This is a genomic window from Microbacterium sp. TW_SC_2 (assembly GCF_055361165.1).
Genome location: NZ_CM143952.1, coordinates 1,271,383 through 1,286,778, shown reverse-complemented (window position 1 = coordinate 1,286,778; position 15,396 = coordinate 1,271,383). Strand labels below are relative to the sequence as shown.

The window sequence follows — 15,396 nt, the reverse complement described above, 5'->3', positions numbered from 1 at the left end:
GCTTTCGCCGACCCGCTCAGTGCTCTTCTGCGACCGCGAGCTGGATGTAGACCGCGGTGAGGACGGTGAAGACGTATGCCTGGAGAACCGTGACCAGGATTTCGAACAGGGTGAAGGCGCCGCCGAAGGCCAGCGTGCCGATACCCAGAGCGGCCCATCCTCCACCGGCGGTGAAGAAGAAGAACTGGGTGGCCGCGAAGCACAGCACCAGGATCATGTGGCCGACGACCAGGTTCATCAGGAGTCGGAGCGTCAGGGTGACCGGACGGATGATGAAGGTCGAGATGAGCTCGATCGGGGTGACGATGATGTACACCGGCCACGGCACACCCGACGGGAAGAGCGCGTTCTTGAAGAAGTTCTTCGGGCTCTTCTTGATTCCGGCGTAGATGAAGGTCACATAGCTGACCACGGCCAGCGTCAGCGGCACGGCGATGATCGCGGTGCCCGGCATGTTCAGGAACGGGATGATTCCCGTGACGTTCATGAACAGGACCATGAAGAAGATCGTGGTCAGGATCGGCAGGAAGCGATCGCCGTCCTTGCGACCGAGAAGGTCGTGCGCGATGTTGGTGCGGACGAATCCGAGCGCCATCTCGACGATGCTCTGCCCGCGACCGGGGATCATCTTCATGCGACGGGTGCCGAGCCAGAGGAACAGCACCACGGCCACCACAGCGAGAAGCTGGATCAGATGGATCCGGTGAACGGGGATGCCCGCGACGTTGAAGAGGATCTCCGGGAAGAACTCTTCGATCGAGGGGCCATGGAACTCGCCATCGGAGGAGGCGAGTCGTGGGGTCAAGGTCGCAGCAAGATTAAACAGCGCGGGCTCCAGCTTCGGGGCACCGGTCAGAACCGGGGCGACGATGGTCGGTGTGCTTCACTGCGCAAGCGCTCGCGGGAGAGCGGCGGGCACGTCTCAACTCTATCAGAGTCAAGGGGTGCGCGAGTCCGCCGGGCCCTCGTCAGAAGGGCTTTCCGGCACGATGTGGTGCCGTCCCGGTGCACGATCCTCCGGTACCTCGGTCGGCAGGAACACACCGGGCGCGCGATCCTCCGGCGCCTCGGTCGGCAGGGAGATGTCGCTGACGTTCGGCAGACGCATGCGGGTGAGCACCAGGACGTCGATCACGAGCGACATGATCACGCCGGCCACGATCGCCAGGAAGAAGACCATGGGGTGGATCCAGGGCTGACCGCTCAGCACGATCATGATGACCAGGAAGAGTCCGAGCTTGAGCAGCCACCCGCCCATGACGATCGCGAAGAAGAGTTGCACGTACAGCGGCTGACCGAACCAGCGGTTCGCCACCAGGATGCTGATCCCGGTGATCGCGAGGAACAGCATGGCGAGGACGACACCCAGCAGCCCGCTGATGAGGCCCTCGGTCTGCCCGACGACGAACCCGAGGACGCCGGCGACGACCGCGAGCACCACGGTCGCGATCCCGGACAGGATCAGGGTGCGTCTCAGGATCGGGTTGCTGGACACGGGGTTCGGGCTCATCAGGACTCCAGGGAGGTCGGTTCGGGCGCGGATGCCGTCGCCGGCGTGTGACGACGTGTGGGCATGAGGGTGATCAGCAGGCAGGCGACGATGCCGACGATGCCGAACCCGACACCCGGAAGGTACTGGCCGGGCCAGTCCTCTCGGGCGCCGACGTACATGAGCAGCACCGCGAGCGAGATCACGGCCGTCCACGCGTAGAAGATCAGGACCGCGTCGCGGTCGCGGTGCCCGAGATCGAGCATCCGGTGGTGCAGGTGCTTCCGGTCCGGGGAGAAGGGAGAGCGCCCCGCACTCATGCGCCGGAGCACGGCGAGGCCGAAGTCGAGCAGCGGCAGCAGCACCACGAGAAGCGGGATCAGGATGGGGATGAACGCGCCCAGGAGCTGGGATCGGCCGAGCTGCTCCGGGTCCAGCACCGCGGGCTCGAGCTGACCCGTCACGGCGATCGCCGAGGTCGCCATGAGGAGACCGATCACCAGGGCACCGGAGTCCCCCATGAAGAGCTTCGCCGGGCTCCAGTTCAGTGGCAGGAACCCGAGACAGGCACCGATCAGCACGGCCGCGAGGAACGTGGAGAGGTTGAAGTAGCTGGACGCACCGGAGTCGCGCGTGAGGATGTAGGAGTAGGCGAAGAACACGCCGTTCGAGATCAGGCACACGCCGGTGACCAGGCCGTCGAGGCCGTCGATGAAGTTCACCGCGTTCATCACGATCACGATCGCGAACATCGTGATCGTGATGCTCACCCAGCTCGAGAACACGATCAGATCGCCGAAGGGCAGCGAGAGGATCTGCAGCCCGCCTCCGACCGTGATGATGCCTGCAGCGAGGAACTGTGCTCCGAGCTTGATCATCCAGTCGATGTCCCACAGATCGTCGAGGACACCGATGACCGCGATCAGGAAAGAGGCGGCGAGGATCGACCACATGGTCTGCGGCGGCATCCAGATCGTCTGGAAGAACGGGTTCGTCGCGGAGATCCCGAACGCGATCGCGATGCCCAGGAAGATCGCGACGCCGCCCAGTCGCGGCGTCGGTGTGGTGTGCACATCACGGTCGCGGATGCCGGGGTAGAGCTTGAACCGGAGGCTCAGCTTCCAGACCGCCCAGGTCAGTGCGAAGGTGATCGCGGCGGTCAGGATGATCGTGAAGAGGTACTGCTTCACGGATTCCCGTCCTGCTGCTCCCCCGGAGTCGCCTCTCCACGGTCGGGTGAGTCCTGCTCCGCCCCGGGCTTCGCCTCTTCGTCGGGCTTCTCCTCGGGCTCGAGCGCATCGCCGAGCACCGCGGCGAGCTGTTCGCGCGTCACCGCGCCGTGTCGGAGGATCCGCACCACGCGCGGCTCGTCCTCGGCCCCCATGCGCTGCACGAGAGAGGTGGCGTCCACGATCGTCGAGGCGATGCCGTCTCTGCTCATCCCGTCGGCGAGGTAGACCGCGACGCTCTCTCCCAGCATCTGCTCGGCATCGTGCGCCGACACCGCGGCATCCTTGCCCGTCAGGTTGGCGCTGGAGACCGCCAGCGGTCCGGTCTCGGCCAGCAGCTCGAGAGCCACGCGCCCCTCCGGCATCCGCACGGCGACCGTTCCCTGGGTCTCCCCCAGATCCCACACGAGCGACGGCTGTGCGGGGAGCACGATCGTCAGACCGCCGGGCCAGAAGGCATCGACGAGTCGCTGCACCGGCTCGGGTACCGACTCCGCGAGCGCGGGCAGGGTGTCCTTCGATCCGATGAGGACGGGGGGCGGCTGATCGCGCCCCCGGCCCTTCGCATCGAGCAGCCGCTGGACGGCGGCCGGGGAGAAGGCGTCGGCGGCGACGCCGTACACGGTGTCGGTGGGCATGACGATGAGCTCGCCCCGGGCGATGGCCTGGCGTGCGTGCCGCATTCCCGCGAGGAGCTGGGCCTCGTCGTGGCAGTCGAAGATGGAGGACATGACGGATCGATTCTATGCGTCGGCGCCGTGGCGATGCTCGGAGCGCGGTGAACGGGCGGAGATCAGGGGCGCAGCGCCGTGGTGGCGCGGTCTCGCAGGGTCAGGTCGCGATGCGTGGCCGCCGCGCGCCACCCGTCGGCGCTGAGGAGTTCACGGATCGACTCCCCCTGCAGCTCGCCGTGCTCGATCACCAGCAGACCGCCGGGGCGGAGCAGCTGCAGCGCCCGCGTGCTCAGCACGCGCACGATGTCGAGGCCGTCGGGCCCGCCGTAGAGCGCCATGGCCGGATCGAAGAGTCGCACCTCCGGATCGCGCGGGATCGCGGCGTCCGGCACGTAAGGCGGGTTGGAGATCACGACGGCGACGGTGCCGTCCAGCTCGGGGAACGCCGAGGCGAGATCGGAGAGCACGAGGGTGAGATTCTCGACTCCCGCCACGTTCCGGCTCGCCCAGGCATGGGCCTCCGGGGAGAGTTCGGCCGCGTGGATGCGAGCGTGCGGGACCTCGGTGGCCATGGCGAGGGCGATCGCCCCGCTTCCCGTGCAGAGGTCGACGCCGACGGGCTCCGATTCCGGGGCGCTCAGCAGGGCGTCGATGGCGTACTGCACGACCGTCTCGGTCTCCGGACGCGGCACGAACACCCCGGGTCCGACCGCGAGCTCCAGGTGTCGGAACGGCGCGACGCCCGTGATGTGCTGCAGCGGCTCCCTGGCCGCCCGTCGAGTGACCACCGCGTCGAGCCGTGCGGCAGCCGCGTCGTCGACGACATCGCCGCGGATCGTCGCGGCCTGTACCTCGCCGCGACGCAGACCCAGGACGTGACCGCTCAGGAGCTCGGCATCGAGCAACGGATCGGGCACGCCGGCGTCGGCGAGTCGCTGTGCCGCGGCGCGCACGAGGGACGCGAGGGAATTGTCAGGCATGCGATCCAGCGTAGAGCGCAAAGAGCGGTCACAATCTCGACCCTCCCGGACTGCTCGCCTAGGCTGAAGCGGCAGCTACCCGCAAAGGAAGGCGTCACCATGCCCGGCATCCACTCCGACATCACGACAGCATTCGGCAACACCCCGCTCGTCCGGCTCAACAGGGTCACCGAGGGTGTGGGCGCCACGGTGCTCGCCAAGCTCGAGTTCTACAACCCCGCGTCCAGCGTCAAGGATCGCCTCGGCATCGCCATCGTCGACGCCGCCGAGGCCTCGGGCGAACTGAAGCCCGGCGGGACGATCGTCGAGGCGACCAGTGGCAACACGGGCATCGCGCTCGCGATGGTGGGTGCCGCCCGCGGGTACAAGGTGATCCTGACGATGCCGGCCTCGATGTCGAAGGAGCGGCGCATGCTGCTGAAGGCGTTCGGCGCCGAGCTCGTGCTCACGGACCCGACGAAGGGCATGACTCAGGCCATCGCCGAGTCCGAGGAGATCGCGGCGAAGACCCCGGGTGCCGTGCTCGCGAAGCAGTTCGCCAACGAGGCCAACCCGGCGATCCATCGCAAGACCACCGCCGAGGAGATCCTCCGCGACACCGAGGGCAAGGTCGACTACCTGGTCGCCGGCATCGGGACCGGTGGCACGATCACGGGTGTCGGGCAGGTCCTGAAGGAACGCGTCCCCGGCGTCACGATCGTGGCGGTCGAGCCCAAGGACTCCCCCATCCTCACCGAGGGGCACCCCGGTCCGCACAAGATCCAGGGCATCGGACCCAACTTCGTGCCCCCGATCCTCGACCGCAGCGTGCTCGACGAGGTCATCGACGTCACGTTCGACGACGCCATCCGTGTGGCCCGCGACACCGCCGCGCAGGAGGGCATCCTCGTCGGCATGTCGAGCGGAGCCGCGATCTGGGCCGCGCTCGAGGTCGCGAAGCGCCCCGAGGCCGCCGGCAAGAACATCGTCGTGATCATCCCGTCGTTCGGTGAGCGCTACCTCTCCACGGCGCTGTACGAGCACCTCCGCGACGAGTGAGCGTGTCGATCCGGGCCCGCCTGCGCGAGGACATCGCGGCGGCGCGGTTGCGCGACCCCGCGGCGCGCAGCGGGGTCGAGGTCGCCCTGCTGTACCCGGGCCTGCACGCCGTGTGGGCGCACCGCGTCTCCCACGCGCTGTGGCGACGGGGATTCCGGTTGCCAGCCCGCGCGGGGTCGCAGATCTCGCGCTGGCTGACCGGCGTCGAGATCCATCCCGGCGCGCAGATCGGGCGACGGTTCTTCATCGATCACGGCATGGGTGTCGTGATCGGCGAGACCGCTGAGATCGGCGATGACGTGATGCTGTATCACGGTGTCACCCTCGGTGGCCGCACCCGGAACGCCGGCAAGAGGCACCCGACGCTGGGCGACGGTGTGGCCGTCGGCGCGGGCGCGAAGATCCTCGGACCGATCACGATCGGAGCCGGCTCCGTGGTCGGCGCGAACGCGGTGGTCACCCGGGACGCGCCGGCCGACAGCGTCCTGATCGGGATCCCCGCGAAGCCGCGGCAGCGCACGCCGGGCGAAGACACCCGGGCGCTGCTGACCGCGCCGGACTACTCGATCTGAGGAGACCGGCGTTCTCAGCGCGAACGCGCGCCCGTGACCTTCTTCTTGACCAGGAGCATCGGGAGGAAGATGGTGGCCAGCGCCGTCACCAGCCAGACGATCACGGCGCCGAGGATCCACCCCGAGGCATCGACGATGCGCAGGCCGCCGATCGGCAGCAGCACGACGATCACGAGCGCGATCAACGTCGAGAAGATGCCGATCCCGCCCAGCAGGACCGGCGCATAGCGATCGGCGATCTTGCTGATCCAGGGCGCGAGGATGCTCTGCAGCAGGGCGAAGATCAGGATGCAGAGGACGAAGCCCCACCACTGGGACCACTCGATCCGGAAACCGTCGAGGACGAGATCCGCGACGATGAGCCCGATGCCGGCGGACAGCACCGAGATGGCGACACTGAGCAAGAACCTGATCACGCGCTGAGCATACCGCTCCGCGCGCGCCCTCAGGAGTCGGATCCCACGGCGGCCAGGCGGGCTTCCTCGTCGGCGGCGATCGCGGATTCGATGATCGGCTCGAGCGCGCCGTCCATCACCTGATCGAGGTTGTACGCCTTGAAACCGGTGCGGTGGTCGGCGATCCGGTTCTCGGGGAAGTTGTAGGTGCGGATGCGTTCGGACCGATCCATGCCGCGGATCTGCGATTTGCGCGCATCGGATGCCGCGGCGTCGATCTCCTCCTGCTGCTTGGCGAGGATTCGCGCCCGGAGCACGCGCATGCCGGCCTCACGGTTCTGCAGCTGCGACTTCTCGTTCTGCATCGACACCACGATGCCGGTCGGGAGGTGGGTGATGCGCACGGCGGAGTCGGTCGTGTTGACCGACTGGCCGCCCGGACCAGAAGACCGGAAGACGTCGATCTTGAGGTCGTTCTGACTGATCGCGACCTCGTCGGGCTCGTCGACCTCGGGGAACACGAGCACACCCGTCGTGGAGGTGTGGATGCGGCCCTGCGACTCGGTCGCCGGCACGCGCTGCACGCGGTGCACTCCGCCCTCGTACTTGAGGTGCGCCCACACGCCCTGCGCCGGATCGGTCGAGGATCCCTTGATCGCGATCTGGACGTCCTTGTATCCGCCGAGATCGGATTCGTTGCGCTCGAGCAGCTCCGTCTTCCACCCCTTGGACGCGGCGTACTGGATGTACATGCGCAGCAGATCGGCGGCGAACAACGCTGATTCGGCACCGCCCTCCCCCGCCTTGATCTCCATGATCACGTCGCGCGCGTCATCCGGGTCACGCGGGATCAGGAGCCTGCGGAGCTTCTCCTGCGCGAGCTCGACCGATTCCTCGAGTGCGGGGACTTCGGCCGCGAAGGCCTCGTCTTCCCTGGCGAGCTCGCGAGCCGCCTCCAGGTCGTCGGTCGCCGCCGCCCACGCATCGTAGGCGGCGACGATCCGCGAGAGCTCGGCGTACCGCCGATTGACGCGTTTCGCCCGCGCGGCATCGGCGTGCACCGCCGGGTCGGAGAGTTCCTCCTGCACCCGGCGATGCTCGTCGATCAGCGCCTGAACGGACTCGAACACCGAGGCTCCGCTCAGCGGATGTTGTTGTCGTGCCCGTGCGCGCCGGAGGGCAGCGTCGGGATCGACTTCTGCATCTGCACGAGGAACTCGACGTTGGAGTTCGTCTCCCGCAGCTTGCCGAGGACGACCTCGAGAGCCTGCTGCTGGTCGAGACCCGCCAGGGCACGTCGCAGCTTCCAGGTGATCTTGACCTCGTCGGTCGACAGCAGCATCTCCTCGCGGCGCGTGCTCGACGCGTTCACGTCGACCGCCGGGAAGATGCGCTTGTCGGCGAGCGAGCGCGACAGGCGCAGTTCGCTGTTGCCGGTGCCCTTGAACTCCTCGAAGATGACCTCGTCCATCTTGGAACCGGTCTCGACGAGCGCGGTCGCGAGGATCGTGAGCGATCCACCGTTCTCGATGTTGCGTGCGGCACCGAAGAAGCGCTTGGGCGGGTACAGCGCCGAGGCGTCGACACCGCCGGTCAGCACGCGGCCCGAGGCGGGGGCGGCGAGGTTGTACGCGCGGCCGAGACGAGTGATCGAATCGAGCAGCACGACCACGTCGCGGCCCAGCTCGACGAGACGCTTGGCGCGCTCGATCGCGAGCTCGGCGACCGTGGTGTGGTCCTCCGCCGGACGGTCGAAGGTCGAGGCGATGACCTCGCCCTTGACCGTGCGCTCCATGTCGGTGACCTCTTCGGGGCGCTCGTCGACGAGCACGACCATGAGGTGGACCTCGGGGTTGTTCTGCGCGATCGCGTTCGCGATCTGCTGCAGCACGATCGTCTTGCCGGCCTTCGGCGGGGCGACGATGAGACCGCGCTGCCCCTTGCCGATCGGCGCGACGAGGTCGATGATGCGCTGCGTGAGCTTCTCGGGTGCCGTCTCGAGGCGCAGGCGCTCCTGCGGGTAGAGCGGGGTCAGCTTTCCGAACTCGACGCGGGTAGCGGCGTCGTCGATCGACAGGCCGTTGATCGAGTCGACCTTCACGAGGGCGTTGTACTTCTGGCGCCCCTGCTGCTCGGTCTCGCGCGGCTGCTTGATCGAGCCGACGATCGCGTCACCCTTGCGGAGGTTGTACTTCTTCACCTGGCCGAGAGACACGTACACGTCGCTGGGACCGGCGAGGTAGCCGGTCGTGCGCACGAACGCGTAGTTGTCGAGGACGTCGAGGATGCCCGCGATCGGGATGAGGACGTCGTCCTCGCCGATCTCGGTGTCGAACTCGTCGGTCGGAGCACCGCTGCGACGCTTGTTGCGCTGGCGGTTGCGGCTGTTCCCCCCCGCCTGCTCGTCGTCTGCGGCCGGCTGCTGCTGCTCGGCGGCGCCGTTCTGACCGCGTCCGCGGTTGCGGCTGCGGTTGCGGTTGCGTCCGCGGCCGGTCTGCTCGTCACCGTCGGAGGAGTCTCCGTCGTTCGACGAGGACGCCACCTCGGAAGGAGCGTCGCCGTTCTGCGCAGCGGGGGCCTCGGTGTCGGCCGCAGGCTTCTGCGCGCCGCGGCGGCCGCGGCCCGTCGTCTTCGACGCGGGCTTCTCGGCGGCGTCGCCGGCGGAAGCCGCATCGTTCTTCGCCGACTCGTTCGTGCCCGCGTCGTTCTTCGCGGACTCGTTCTTCGCGGAGTCGCTCTTCGCGGAGTCGTTGGTGACGGACTCGTTCTTCGTCGTGTCGTTCTTCGCCGACTCGTTCTTCCCGGCGTCGGCCGGAGCGTCACCGGACGATGCGTCCGCGGCCGGAGTCTCGGCATCGGCCTTCTTCGCACGGCTGCGACGCGGCGCCTTCGCCTTCGGGGCAGCCTTGGCGGTGTCGCCGTCGTTGCTCGGAGCCGCAGCGGGTGCGGTCTCCGTCTTCGCCTCGGCGGCGGCCTTCTCGGCCTTGGCCGCCGCGGTCGCGCTGGTCGCGCGGCGCGGTGCGCGCTTGCGCGGCGGGGCGGTCTCGGTGGGCGCCTCAGCGCTCACCGACGGGGCTGCGGAAGCCGAAGCCGCCTGGTCGTTCTGGGTCTCGGAGAAATTCTCCACGAGCACTCCCTCTTGGTCATGGGAAAAGAGCGGCACTCGCGCACAACGGGTGTCGCGCACGATCGCACGGGCTGACGCTCGGCGTCAGCCGGCCTTGGGCACGTATGCCTTGGGGGTTTGCGTGCGGGTCTTGCAGAGTTGCAATGGGGCCGGATTCACGAAACGACGTGAAGGCCCTCCGCTCGATCCCCCACTGTACCACCACGCACGTCGACAGCCAGCAGCAGGGCGTCCCACGGGGTGTCGGTCACACTGTCCGCGAGCTCGACGGCGTCCAGACGGCTCCCCGGCCCGTCCGCGAGGACGAGCACGCTGGGGCCTGCTCCCGATACGACCGCAGCGAATCCCGCGGCACGCAACCTCTGCACGAGCCGCTGGGTCTCGGGCATGGCGCCGGCCCGATAGTCCTGATGAAGTCGATCGGCCGTGGCATCGAGAAGCAGCTCGGGGCTCTGCATCATCGCCGCGATGAGCAGCGCGGAGCGCGACACGTTGAAGATGGCGTCCGCCGTGGACACCTGGGGTGGCTGCAGCGACCGCGCCTGAGACGTGGACATCGTGTAGGACGGCACCAGCACCAGGGGCGACACACCGCGGTGCACCAGCAGCTTCTTGTGCTGCGGGCCGCGCTCCCCCACCCAGGCGATCGTCAGTCCACCGAACAGCGCGGGAGCGACGTTGTCGGGGTGGCCCTCGATCTCGGTCGCGAGTCGCAGGAGATCCTCGTCACCGATCTCGACGTCGCCCGCGAGCAGGCCCTTGGCCGCGAGCACGCCGGCGGTCACCGCGGCGCCGGATGACCCCAGCCCACGACCGTGCGGCACACCGTTCTCGGCGACGATACGCAGCCCCGGCATCGGGCGCCCCGCATCGGCGTACACGTGCGCGATGGTCCGCACGATCAGGTTCGACGCGTCGGTGGGGATGTCCTCGGCGCCGGTCCCGGTCACCTCGATCTCGAGCTCTCCCGCGGGAAGCTCGGTCACGGCGAGCGAGTCGTAGATGCTCAGCGCGAGGCCGAGCGTGTCGAAGCCGGGACCGAGGTTCGCGCTGGTGGCGGGAACCCGGACGTCGACCGTGCGCCCCTGCGCCACCGTCACTCGCCTTCCACGCGCAGTACCGAGACCACGCGCTCGACGACGGAGCTGTCGGCGAGAGCGTCGACGGTCGCGGACAGCGCGCTCTCCGTGGCGCGGTGGGTGCCGATGATAAGACGAGCGGTCGGCTCGTCCTCTCCCTCGACGGTCTGGACCACGGTCGCGACGGAGACGCCGCCGTCACTGAGCGTGCCTGCCACGGTGGCGAGCACGCCCGGGGCATCCGCGACCTCGAGGGTGATCTGGTAGCGGGTGGTGACGTGTCCGATCGGCACGACCGGCAGGTTGGCCCGCGTGGACTCGCCGACCCCGACGCCTCCCGCGATGTGCCGACGTGCCGCCGAGACGACATCGCCCAGGACAGCGGAGGCGGTCTGCACACCACCGGCCCCGGCGCCGTAGAACATCAGCGATCCGGCGGCCTCGGCCTCGACGAAGACGGCGTTGTTGGCGCCGTGCACCGCCGCGAGCGGGTGCGAGTTCGGAACCAGCGCCGGGTAGACGCGCACCGAGATCGACTCGTCGCCGTTCGCCTCGATCCGCTCGCACACGGCGAGGAGCTTGATCACGAAGCCGGCGGCACGGGCTTCCTCGATCATGGACGCCGTGATCGAGGTGATGCCCTCACGGTGCACCGCGTCGAGCGGGACGGCCGTGTGGAACGCGAGGCTCGCGAGGATGGCAGCCTTCTGCGCCGCGTCGTAGCCCTCGACATCCGCCGTCGGGTCCGCCTCGGCGTATCCCAGCCGCTGCGCGTCGGCCAGCACGTCGTCGAAGTCGGCGCCCTCGGTCTCCATGCGATCGAGGATGTAGTTGGTCGTGCCGTTGACGATACCCATGATGCGCACCACACGGTCGCCCGCGAGCGAGTCGCGCAGCGGGCGGATGATCGGGATCGCACCAGCGGCGGCGGCCTCGTAGTAGACCGAGGCGCCCACGCGGTCCGCCGCCTCGAACAGCTCGGGTCCGTGCGTGGCCAGAAGCGCCTTGTTGGCGGTCACGACGTCGGCCCCGGAGCCGATCGCGTGCAGGATGTTCGTCCGAGCCGGCTCGATGCCGCCGATGAGCTCGATCACGATGTCGGCGCCGAGGATCAGTGCCTCGGCGTCGGTCGTGAACAGCTCCTTCGGGAGGTCGACGTCGCGCGGCGCGTCGAGATCGCGCACGGCGATGCCGGCCAGCTCCAGCGAGGCACCGGCGCGGTCGGCGAGCTCGTCGCCGTGACGCAGCAGGAGCCCCGCCACCTGGGAGCCGACTGCTCCGGCGCCGAGAAGTGCCACACGAAGTCGTCGGTACTCAGTCATCTTGCTCCTTCAGGGGTGGACGGGTGCGATCCGTCGGCGGCGGACGCCGCATCGATGCCCGCGTCCCGCGCGAGCAGATCGGCGATGGTCTCGCCGCGGACGATCACGCGGGACGCGCCGCCGCTCACGGCGACGACGGGAGGACGCGGGACATGGTTGTAGTTGCTCGACAGGGCGACGCAGTAGGCACCGGTGGCGGGTACGGCGAGCAGATCGCCCGGGACGAGATCGGCGGGGAGGTACTCGTGATCGACGACGATGTCGCCCGATTCGCAGTGCTTGCCGACGACCCGGCTCAACAGCGGTTCCCCGGCGCCGGAGCGCGAGGCGAGACGGGCGGAGAACTGTGCGCCGTAGAGCGCGGGCCGGGCGTTGTCGCTCATCCCGCCGTCGACGCTCACGTACCGGCGAACCGCGCCGGATTCGGTCGTCACGTCCTTGGTGGTGCCGACCTCGTAGAGGGTCACTCCTGCCGTGCCCACGATGGCCCGGCCGGGTTCGAACGAGAGTGCGGGGACGTCGATGCCGCGCGCCGCGCAGTCCTCGGCGACCGAGGCCACGATCTCGGCCGCGAGATCCTCGATCGGCGCGGGGTCGTCGACGCGGGTGTAGGCGATGCCGAAGCCCCCACCGAGGTTGAGTTGCGGCACGGGCCCGCCTGCGAGAAGGCGTTCGTGCAGAGCGAGGACGCGCGATGCGGATTCGCGGAAGCCCGCGATGCCGAAGATCTGAGAGCCGATGTGGCAGTGCAGTCCGGCGAAGTCGAGCCCCGGCACCTCGCGGATGCGGGCGGCGGCGACCTCGGCATCCGCGAACGGGAAACCGAACTTCTGGTCTTCGTGCGCCGTGGCGAGGAAGTCGTGCGTCTCGGCGTGCACGCCGCTGATGACGCGGACGAAGACGCTCTGCACGCTGCCCGTGCGTGCCGTGATGGCCGCGAGCCGTTCGATCTCGATCGCGCTGTCGACGATGATCGAGCCGACCCCGACCTGGACCGCGCGTTCGAGTTCGGCCACGGACTTGTTGTTGCCGTGGAAGCCGATCGACGCGGGTGCGACGCCGGCCGCGAGCGCGACCTCGAGCTCACCCCCCGTGCAGACATCGACCCGCAGACCTTCCTCGACCACCCAGCGCGCGATGGTGGTGCACAGGAAGGCCTTCCCGGCGTAGTACACCCGCGCCGTCGTCCGGTGCGCCGCGGCGGCGCGATCGAAGGCGCCGCGGAAGGCACGGGCGCGGGAGCGGACCTCGTCCTCATCGATGACCATGACGGGGGTGCCGTAGGTCTGAGCGATCGTGCTCGCGCGGATGCCGGCGAGAACGAGTCCGCCCTCGGCATCGCGGCCGGCCGAGGCCGGCCACACCCCGCGCGCGAGGTCGTTCGCATCTTCGGGCACGACGAGCCATTCCGGGGCGAGCGAGTCGGCAGGGGGAAGCAATGAGCACCAATCGTGGGACGGGATCGCGGGCGGAGCGCGCGCTTCGAGGATGACCCGATTCTAGAGCACCCCCACTCGGCGCCCCCTCATCGTGACGGTTCACGTCAACCCCCTCCGGCCGTGTTCCCGGGCCTCGTAGGCTGGCGTGGTGACGAACACGGAAACCTCACCCCAGCCCGGCTTCATCCCGCGAGTCAGCGGCGCGGCGATCCGCTGGGCGCTCGCTCGACGGCCGGTGCGCGCCTTCCTGCTCTACTCGGAGCGTCGCGGAGCCATGCTGGCCGACAGCGTGACCTACCGAGCGCTCTTCAGCGTGTTCGCGGGAGTGCTTCTGGGCTTCTCGATCGCCGCGCTGTGGTTGGCCGGCAATCCCGAGGCCTGGCAGTCGATCATCCGCTCCGTGCAGTCCGTGGTGCCCGGGCTCATCGGCGATGACGGGATCATCGATCCCGCCGATCTCGAAGCACCCGCGAGTCTCTCCATCGCGGGCATCGTCTCCCTGATCGCGCTCGTCGGCGCGGCCCTCGGCGCCATCGGCTCGCTGCGCACAGCGGTCCGCGTCATCGCCGGCACCACGCACGACGACATCCTCTTCATCTGGGTGATCCTGCGGAACCTCGCCCTCGCGATCGGCATCGCCGCATCGTTCATCGCCGCGGCGCTGGTGACCTTCGTCGGGCAGCTCGGTGTCACCTGGATCAGCGGCCTGCTGGGCTTGCCCGAGGACTCGACGGCCACGACGTGGACGGTGCGCATCGTCTCGCTGCTCGTGGTCTTCGCACTGAACACCGCTCTCGTCGCGGCGATCTTCCGTGTCATGTCGGGGATCAAGCCGGCCGCCCGCTCGCTGTGGAGCGGTGCCCTGATCGGCGCGGCGGGACTCTTCGTCCTGCAGCAGCTGTCGAGCCTGTTCGTGGGCGGTGCGACCAGCAACCCGCTGCTCGCCTCCTTCGGTTCGCTTCTCGCGCTGCTGATCTGGCTCAACTTCTCCAGCCAGGTGATCCTGATCGCGTGTGCATACATCGTCACGGCCGAAGAGGAGTCGAAGGACCGCGTGCACGCGCGGTTCGGGGCATCGACGTTCCTCCAGCGACGGGTGCAGCGCGCCGAGGTCGACATGCGGATCGCGCAGGACGAGCTCCGGGCGGCGCAGAAGGCCGCTGCCGAGGAATCGGCGGGCTAGCCACTCACCGGCCGGGGCAGACGCCCTTCTCGAGCAGGCTCTCGTCTGTCGCGATGGCGCCGTCGACGTCGATGTCGATCACGGCGCTGCTTCCCTCGATCTCCAGGCCCGTGAGGGTGAGACCGGCGGGCAGTTGGTCGGCGATGCAGATGCGCTGCGTCTGCGTGAGGTCGGATCCGAGCGACCCCAGCGAGGAATCGACCTGACCGGCGTCGATCACCACGCCACCGACGCTCGCCTGCACCGGGGTCAGCTCGAGATCGCCCTCGGCCACGCCGGGCAGAAGGGTGAGCGCGAACGGGATGTCGACTCCGAACACGGTGAAGGACCCGCCCACCGTGGCGTTCGGCGCCTCCAGCGTGACCGAGTCGATCGGAAGGTCGGTACCGGCGAGGAGCGTGGTGAACTCGGCCTGGTCGATCCGGATCACACCTGCCGCTCCCCCGAGGTCTCCTCCTCGCAGGGGGACACCGGTCGCGGTGACATACACCGCGCCCGTGATGCCTTCGAGCGTGACCGAGTCCGTGGAGAGGCGGAGGCTGTCCAGAGTTCCCCCGAGAAGCTGAGGCAGCAGGATGCCGTCCGCCTCGACGTCGAGCTGCTGATCGGCGGGAAGCCGGAGCTCATCGATGACGAGCGTGCGGACGACCCCGGGAAGCACTGCGCGCGCGATGGCCTCGGCCGCCACGACCAGGACGCCCAGCACCACGACGACGATCAGGAGGACCCACGGCCAGCGACGCCGCCGACGCCGCGCGACGGTGCCGTCCCCCCGCTCCGTGGAGCCGGGGATCACGACCGTCGAGTGCTCGGCGGCGGCATCCGGATACGGGAGGGTCGGGTTGTCGTCGCTCATGGGGACCATCCTG

General features: G+C 68.9%; 15 protein-coding genes. 3 read left to right on the top strand and 12 right to left on the bottom strand.

Features of this window, described 5'->3' with window-relative positions:
* Nucleotides 1-16: 16 nt before the first annotated feature.
* From atpB to prmC, 5 genes are all read right to left on the bottom strand, one after another.
* Entirely contained in the window at nucleotides 17-805 is a 789-nt protein-coding gene (gene atpB, locus ACWA14_RS05975) for a F0F1 ATP synthase subunit A (RefSeq protein WP_463796729.1), read from the bottom strand.
* A gap of 132 nt (nucleotides 806-937) precedes the next feature.
* Entirely contained in the window at nucleotides 938-1,510 is a 573-nt protein-coding gene (locus tag ACWA14_RS05970) for a hypothetical protein (RefSeq protein ID WP_463796727.1), read from the bottom strand.
* Nucleotides 1,510-2,679: an MraY family glycosyltransferase gene (locus ACWA14_RS05965; protein ID WP_463796725.1), complete on the bottom strand. Its 1,170-nt coding sequence runs from the start codon at nucleotides 2,677-2,679 to the stop codon at nucleotides 1,510-1,512. Before ACWA14_RS05965 ends, ACWA14_RS05970 begins: the two co-directional genes overlap by 1 nt.
* Nucleotides 2,676-3,449 carry an L-threonylcarbamoyladenylate synthase gene (locus ACWA14_RS05960; RefSeq protein ID WP_463796722.1) on the bottom strand — a complete coding sequence of 258 codons (774 nt, stop codon included), beginning with the start codon at nucleotides 3,447-3,449 and terminating at the stop codon, nucleotides 2,676-2,678. Before ACWA14_RS05960 ends, ACWA14_RS05965 begins: the two co-directional genes overlap by 4 nt.
* 62 nt (nucleotides 3,450-3,511) lie before the next feature.
* Complete coding sequence (gene prmC, locus ACWA14_RS05955; RefSeq protein WP_463796720.1) at nucleotides 3,512-4,372, bottom strand: peptide chain release factor N(5)-glutamine methyltransferase; 861 nt, start codon at nucleotides 4,370-4,372, stop codon at nucleotides 3,512-3,514.
* A gap of 99 nt (nucleotides 4,373-4,471) precedes the next feature.
* Between prmC and cysK the strand changes: the two genes are divergently transcribed.
* Together cysK and epsC are read left to right on the top strand one after the other, a co-directional pair.
* Nucleotides 4,472-5,410, top strand: coding sequence for a cysteine synthase A (gene cysK / locus ACWA14_RS05950; protein ID WP_463796718.1), 939 nt, complete (start codon nucleotides 4,472-4,474; stop codon nucleotides 5,408-5,410).
* A gap of 2 nt (nucleotides 5,411-5,412) precedes the next feature.
* Nucleotides 5,413-5,982 (top strand): serine O-acetyltransferase EpsC, encoded by a 570-nt coding sequence (gene epsC / locus ACWA14_RS05945; RefSeq protein ID WP_463796717.1) that lies wholly within the window; start codon nucleotides 5,413-5,415, stop codon nucleotides 5,980-5,982.
* Nucleotides 5,983-5,996: 14 nt separating this feature from the next.
* On the opposite strand, the gene ACWA14_RS05940 is transcribed toward epsC, so the two are convergent.
* The 6 genes from ACWA14_RS05940 to lysA form a co-directional block, all read right to left on the bottom strand.
* Nucleotides 5,997-6,398, bottom strand: coding sequence for a hypothetical protein (locus ACWA14_RS05940; protein ID WP_463796715.1), 402 nt, complete (start codon nucleotides 6,396-6,398; stop codon nucleotides 5,997-5,999).
* Between the two features lie 29 nt (nucleotides 6,399-6,427).
* On the bottom strand, nucleotides 6,428-7,507 hold the full coding sequence (gene prfA, locus ACWA14_RS05935) for a peptide chain release factor 1 (RefSeq protein WP_463796713.1): 1,080 nt from the start codon (nucleotides 7,505-7,507) through the stop codon (nucleotides 6,428-6,430).
* A gap of 11 nt (nucleotides 7,508-7,518) precedes the next feature.
* Nucleotides 7,519-9,504 carry a transcription termination factor Rho gene (gene rho, locus ACWA14_RS05930; protein ID WP_463796711.1) on the bottom strand — a complete coding sequence of 662 codons (1,986 nt, stop codon included), beginning with the start codon at nucleotides 9,502-9,504 and terminating at the stop codon, nucleotides 7,519-7,521.
* Between the two features lie 155 nt (nucleotides 9,505-9,659).
* On the bottom strand, nucleotides 9,660-10,604 hold the full coding sequence (gene thrB / locus ACWA14_RS05925) for a homoserine kinase (RefSeq protein ID WP_463796709.1): 945 nt from the start codon (nucleotides 10,602-10,604) through the stop codon (nucleotides 9,660-9,662).
* Nucleotides 10,601-11,905 carry a homoserine dehydrogenase gene (locus tag ACWA14_RS05920; RefSeq protein WP_463796707.1) on the bottom strand — a complete coding sequence of 435 codons (1,305 nt, stop codon included), beginning with the start codon at nucleotides 11,903-11,905 and terminating at the stop codon, nucleotides 10,601-10,603. The genes thrB and ACWA14_RS05920 overlap by 4 nt, the downstream gene beginning before the upstream one ends.
* A complete protein-coding gene (lysA, locus tag ACWA14_RS05915; RefSeq protein WP_463796705.1) occupies nucleotides 11,902-13,344 on the bottom strand; it encodes a diaminopimelate decarboxylase in 1,443 nt (480 codons plus the stop codon). The genes ACWA14_RS05920 and lysA overlap by 4 nt, the downstream gene beginning before the upstream one ends.
* 148 nt (nucleotides 13,345-13,492) lie before the next feature.
* Here lysA and ACWA14_RS05910 point away from each other — a divergent pair, with 148 nt between their 5' ends.
* On the top strand, nucleotides 13,493-14,527 hold the full coding sequence (locus ACWA14_RS05910; RefSeq protein WP_463796703.1) for a YihY/virulence factor BrkB family protein: 1,035 nt from the start codon (nucleotides 13,493-13,495) through the stop codon (nucleotides 14,525-14,527).
* A 4-nt stretch (nucleotides 14,528-14,531) separates the two neighbouring features.
* Here ACWA14_RS05910 and ACWA14_RS05905 read toward each other — a convergent pair whose 3' ends face one another.
* Nucleotides 14,532-15,383 (bottom strand): LmeA family phospholipid-binding protein, encoded by an 852-nt coding sequence (locus ACWA14_RS05905; protein WP_463796701.1) that lies wholly within the window; start codon nucleotides 15,381-15,383, stop codon nucleotides 14,532-14,534.
* Nucleotides 15,384-15,396: the final 13 nt, after the last annotated feature.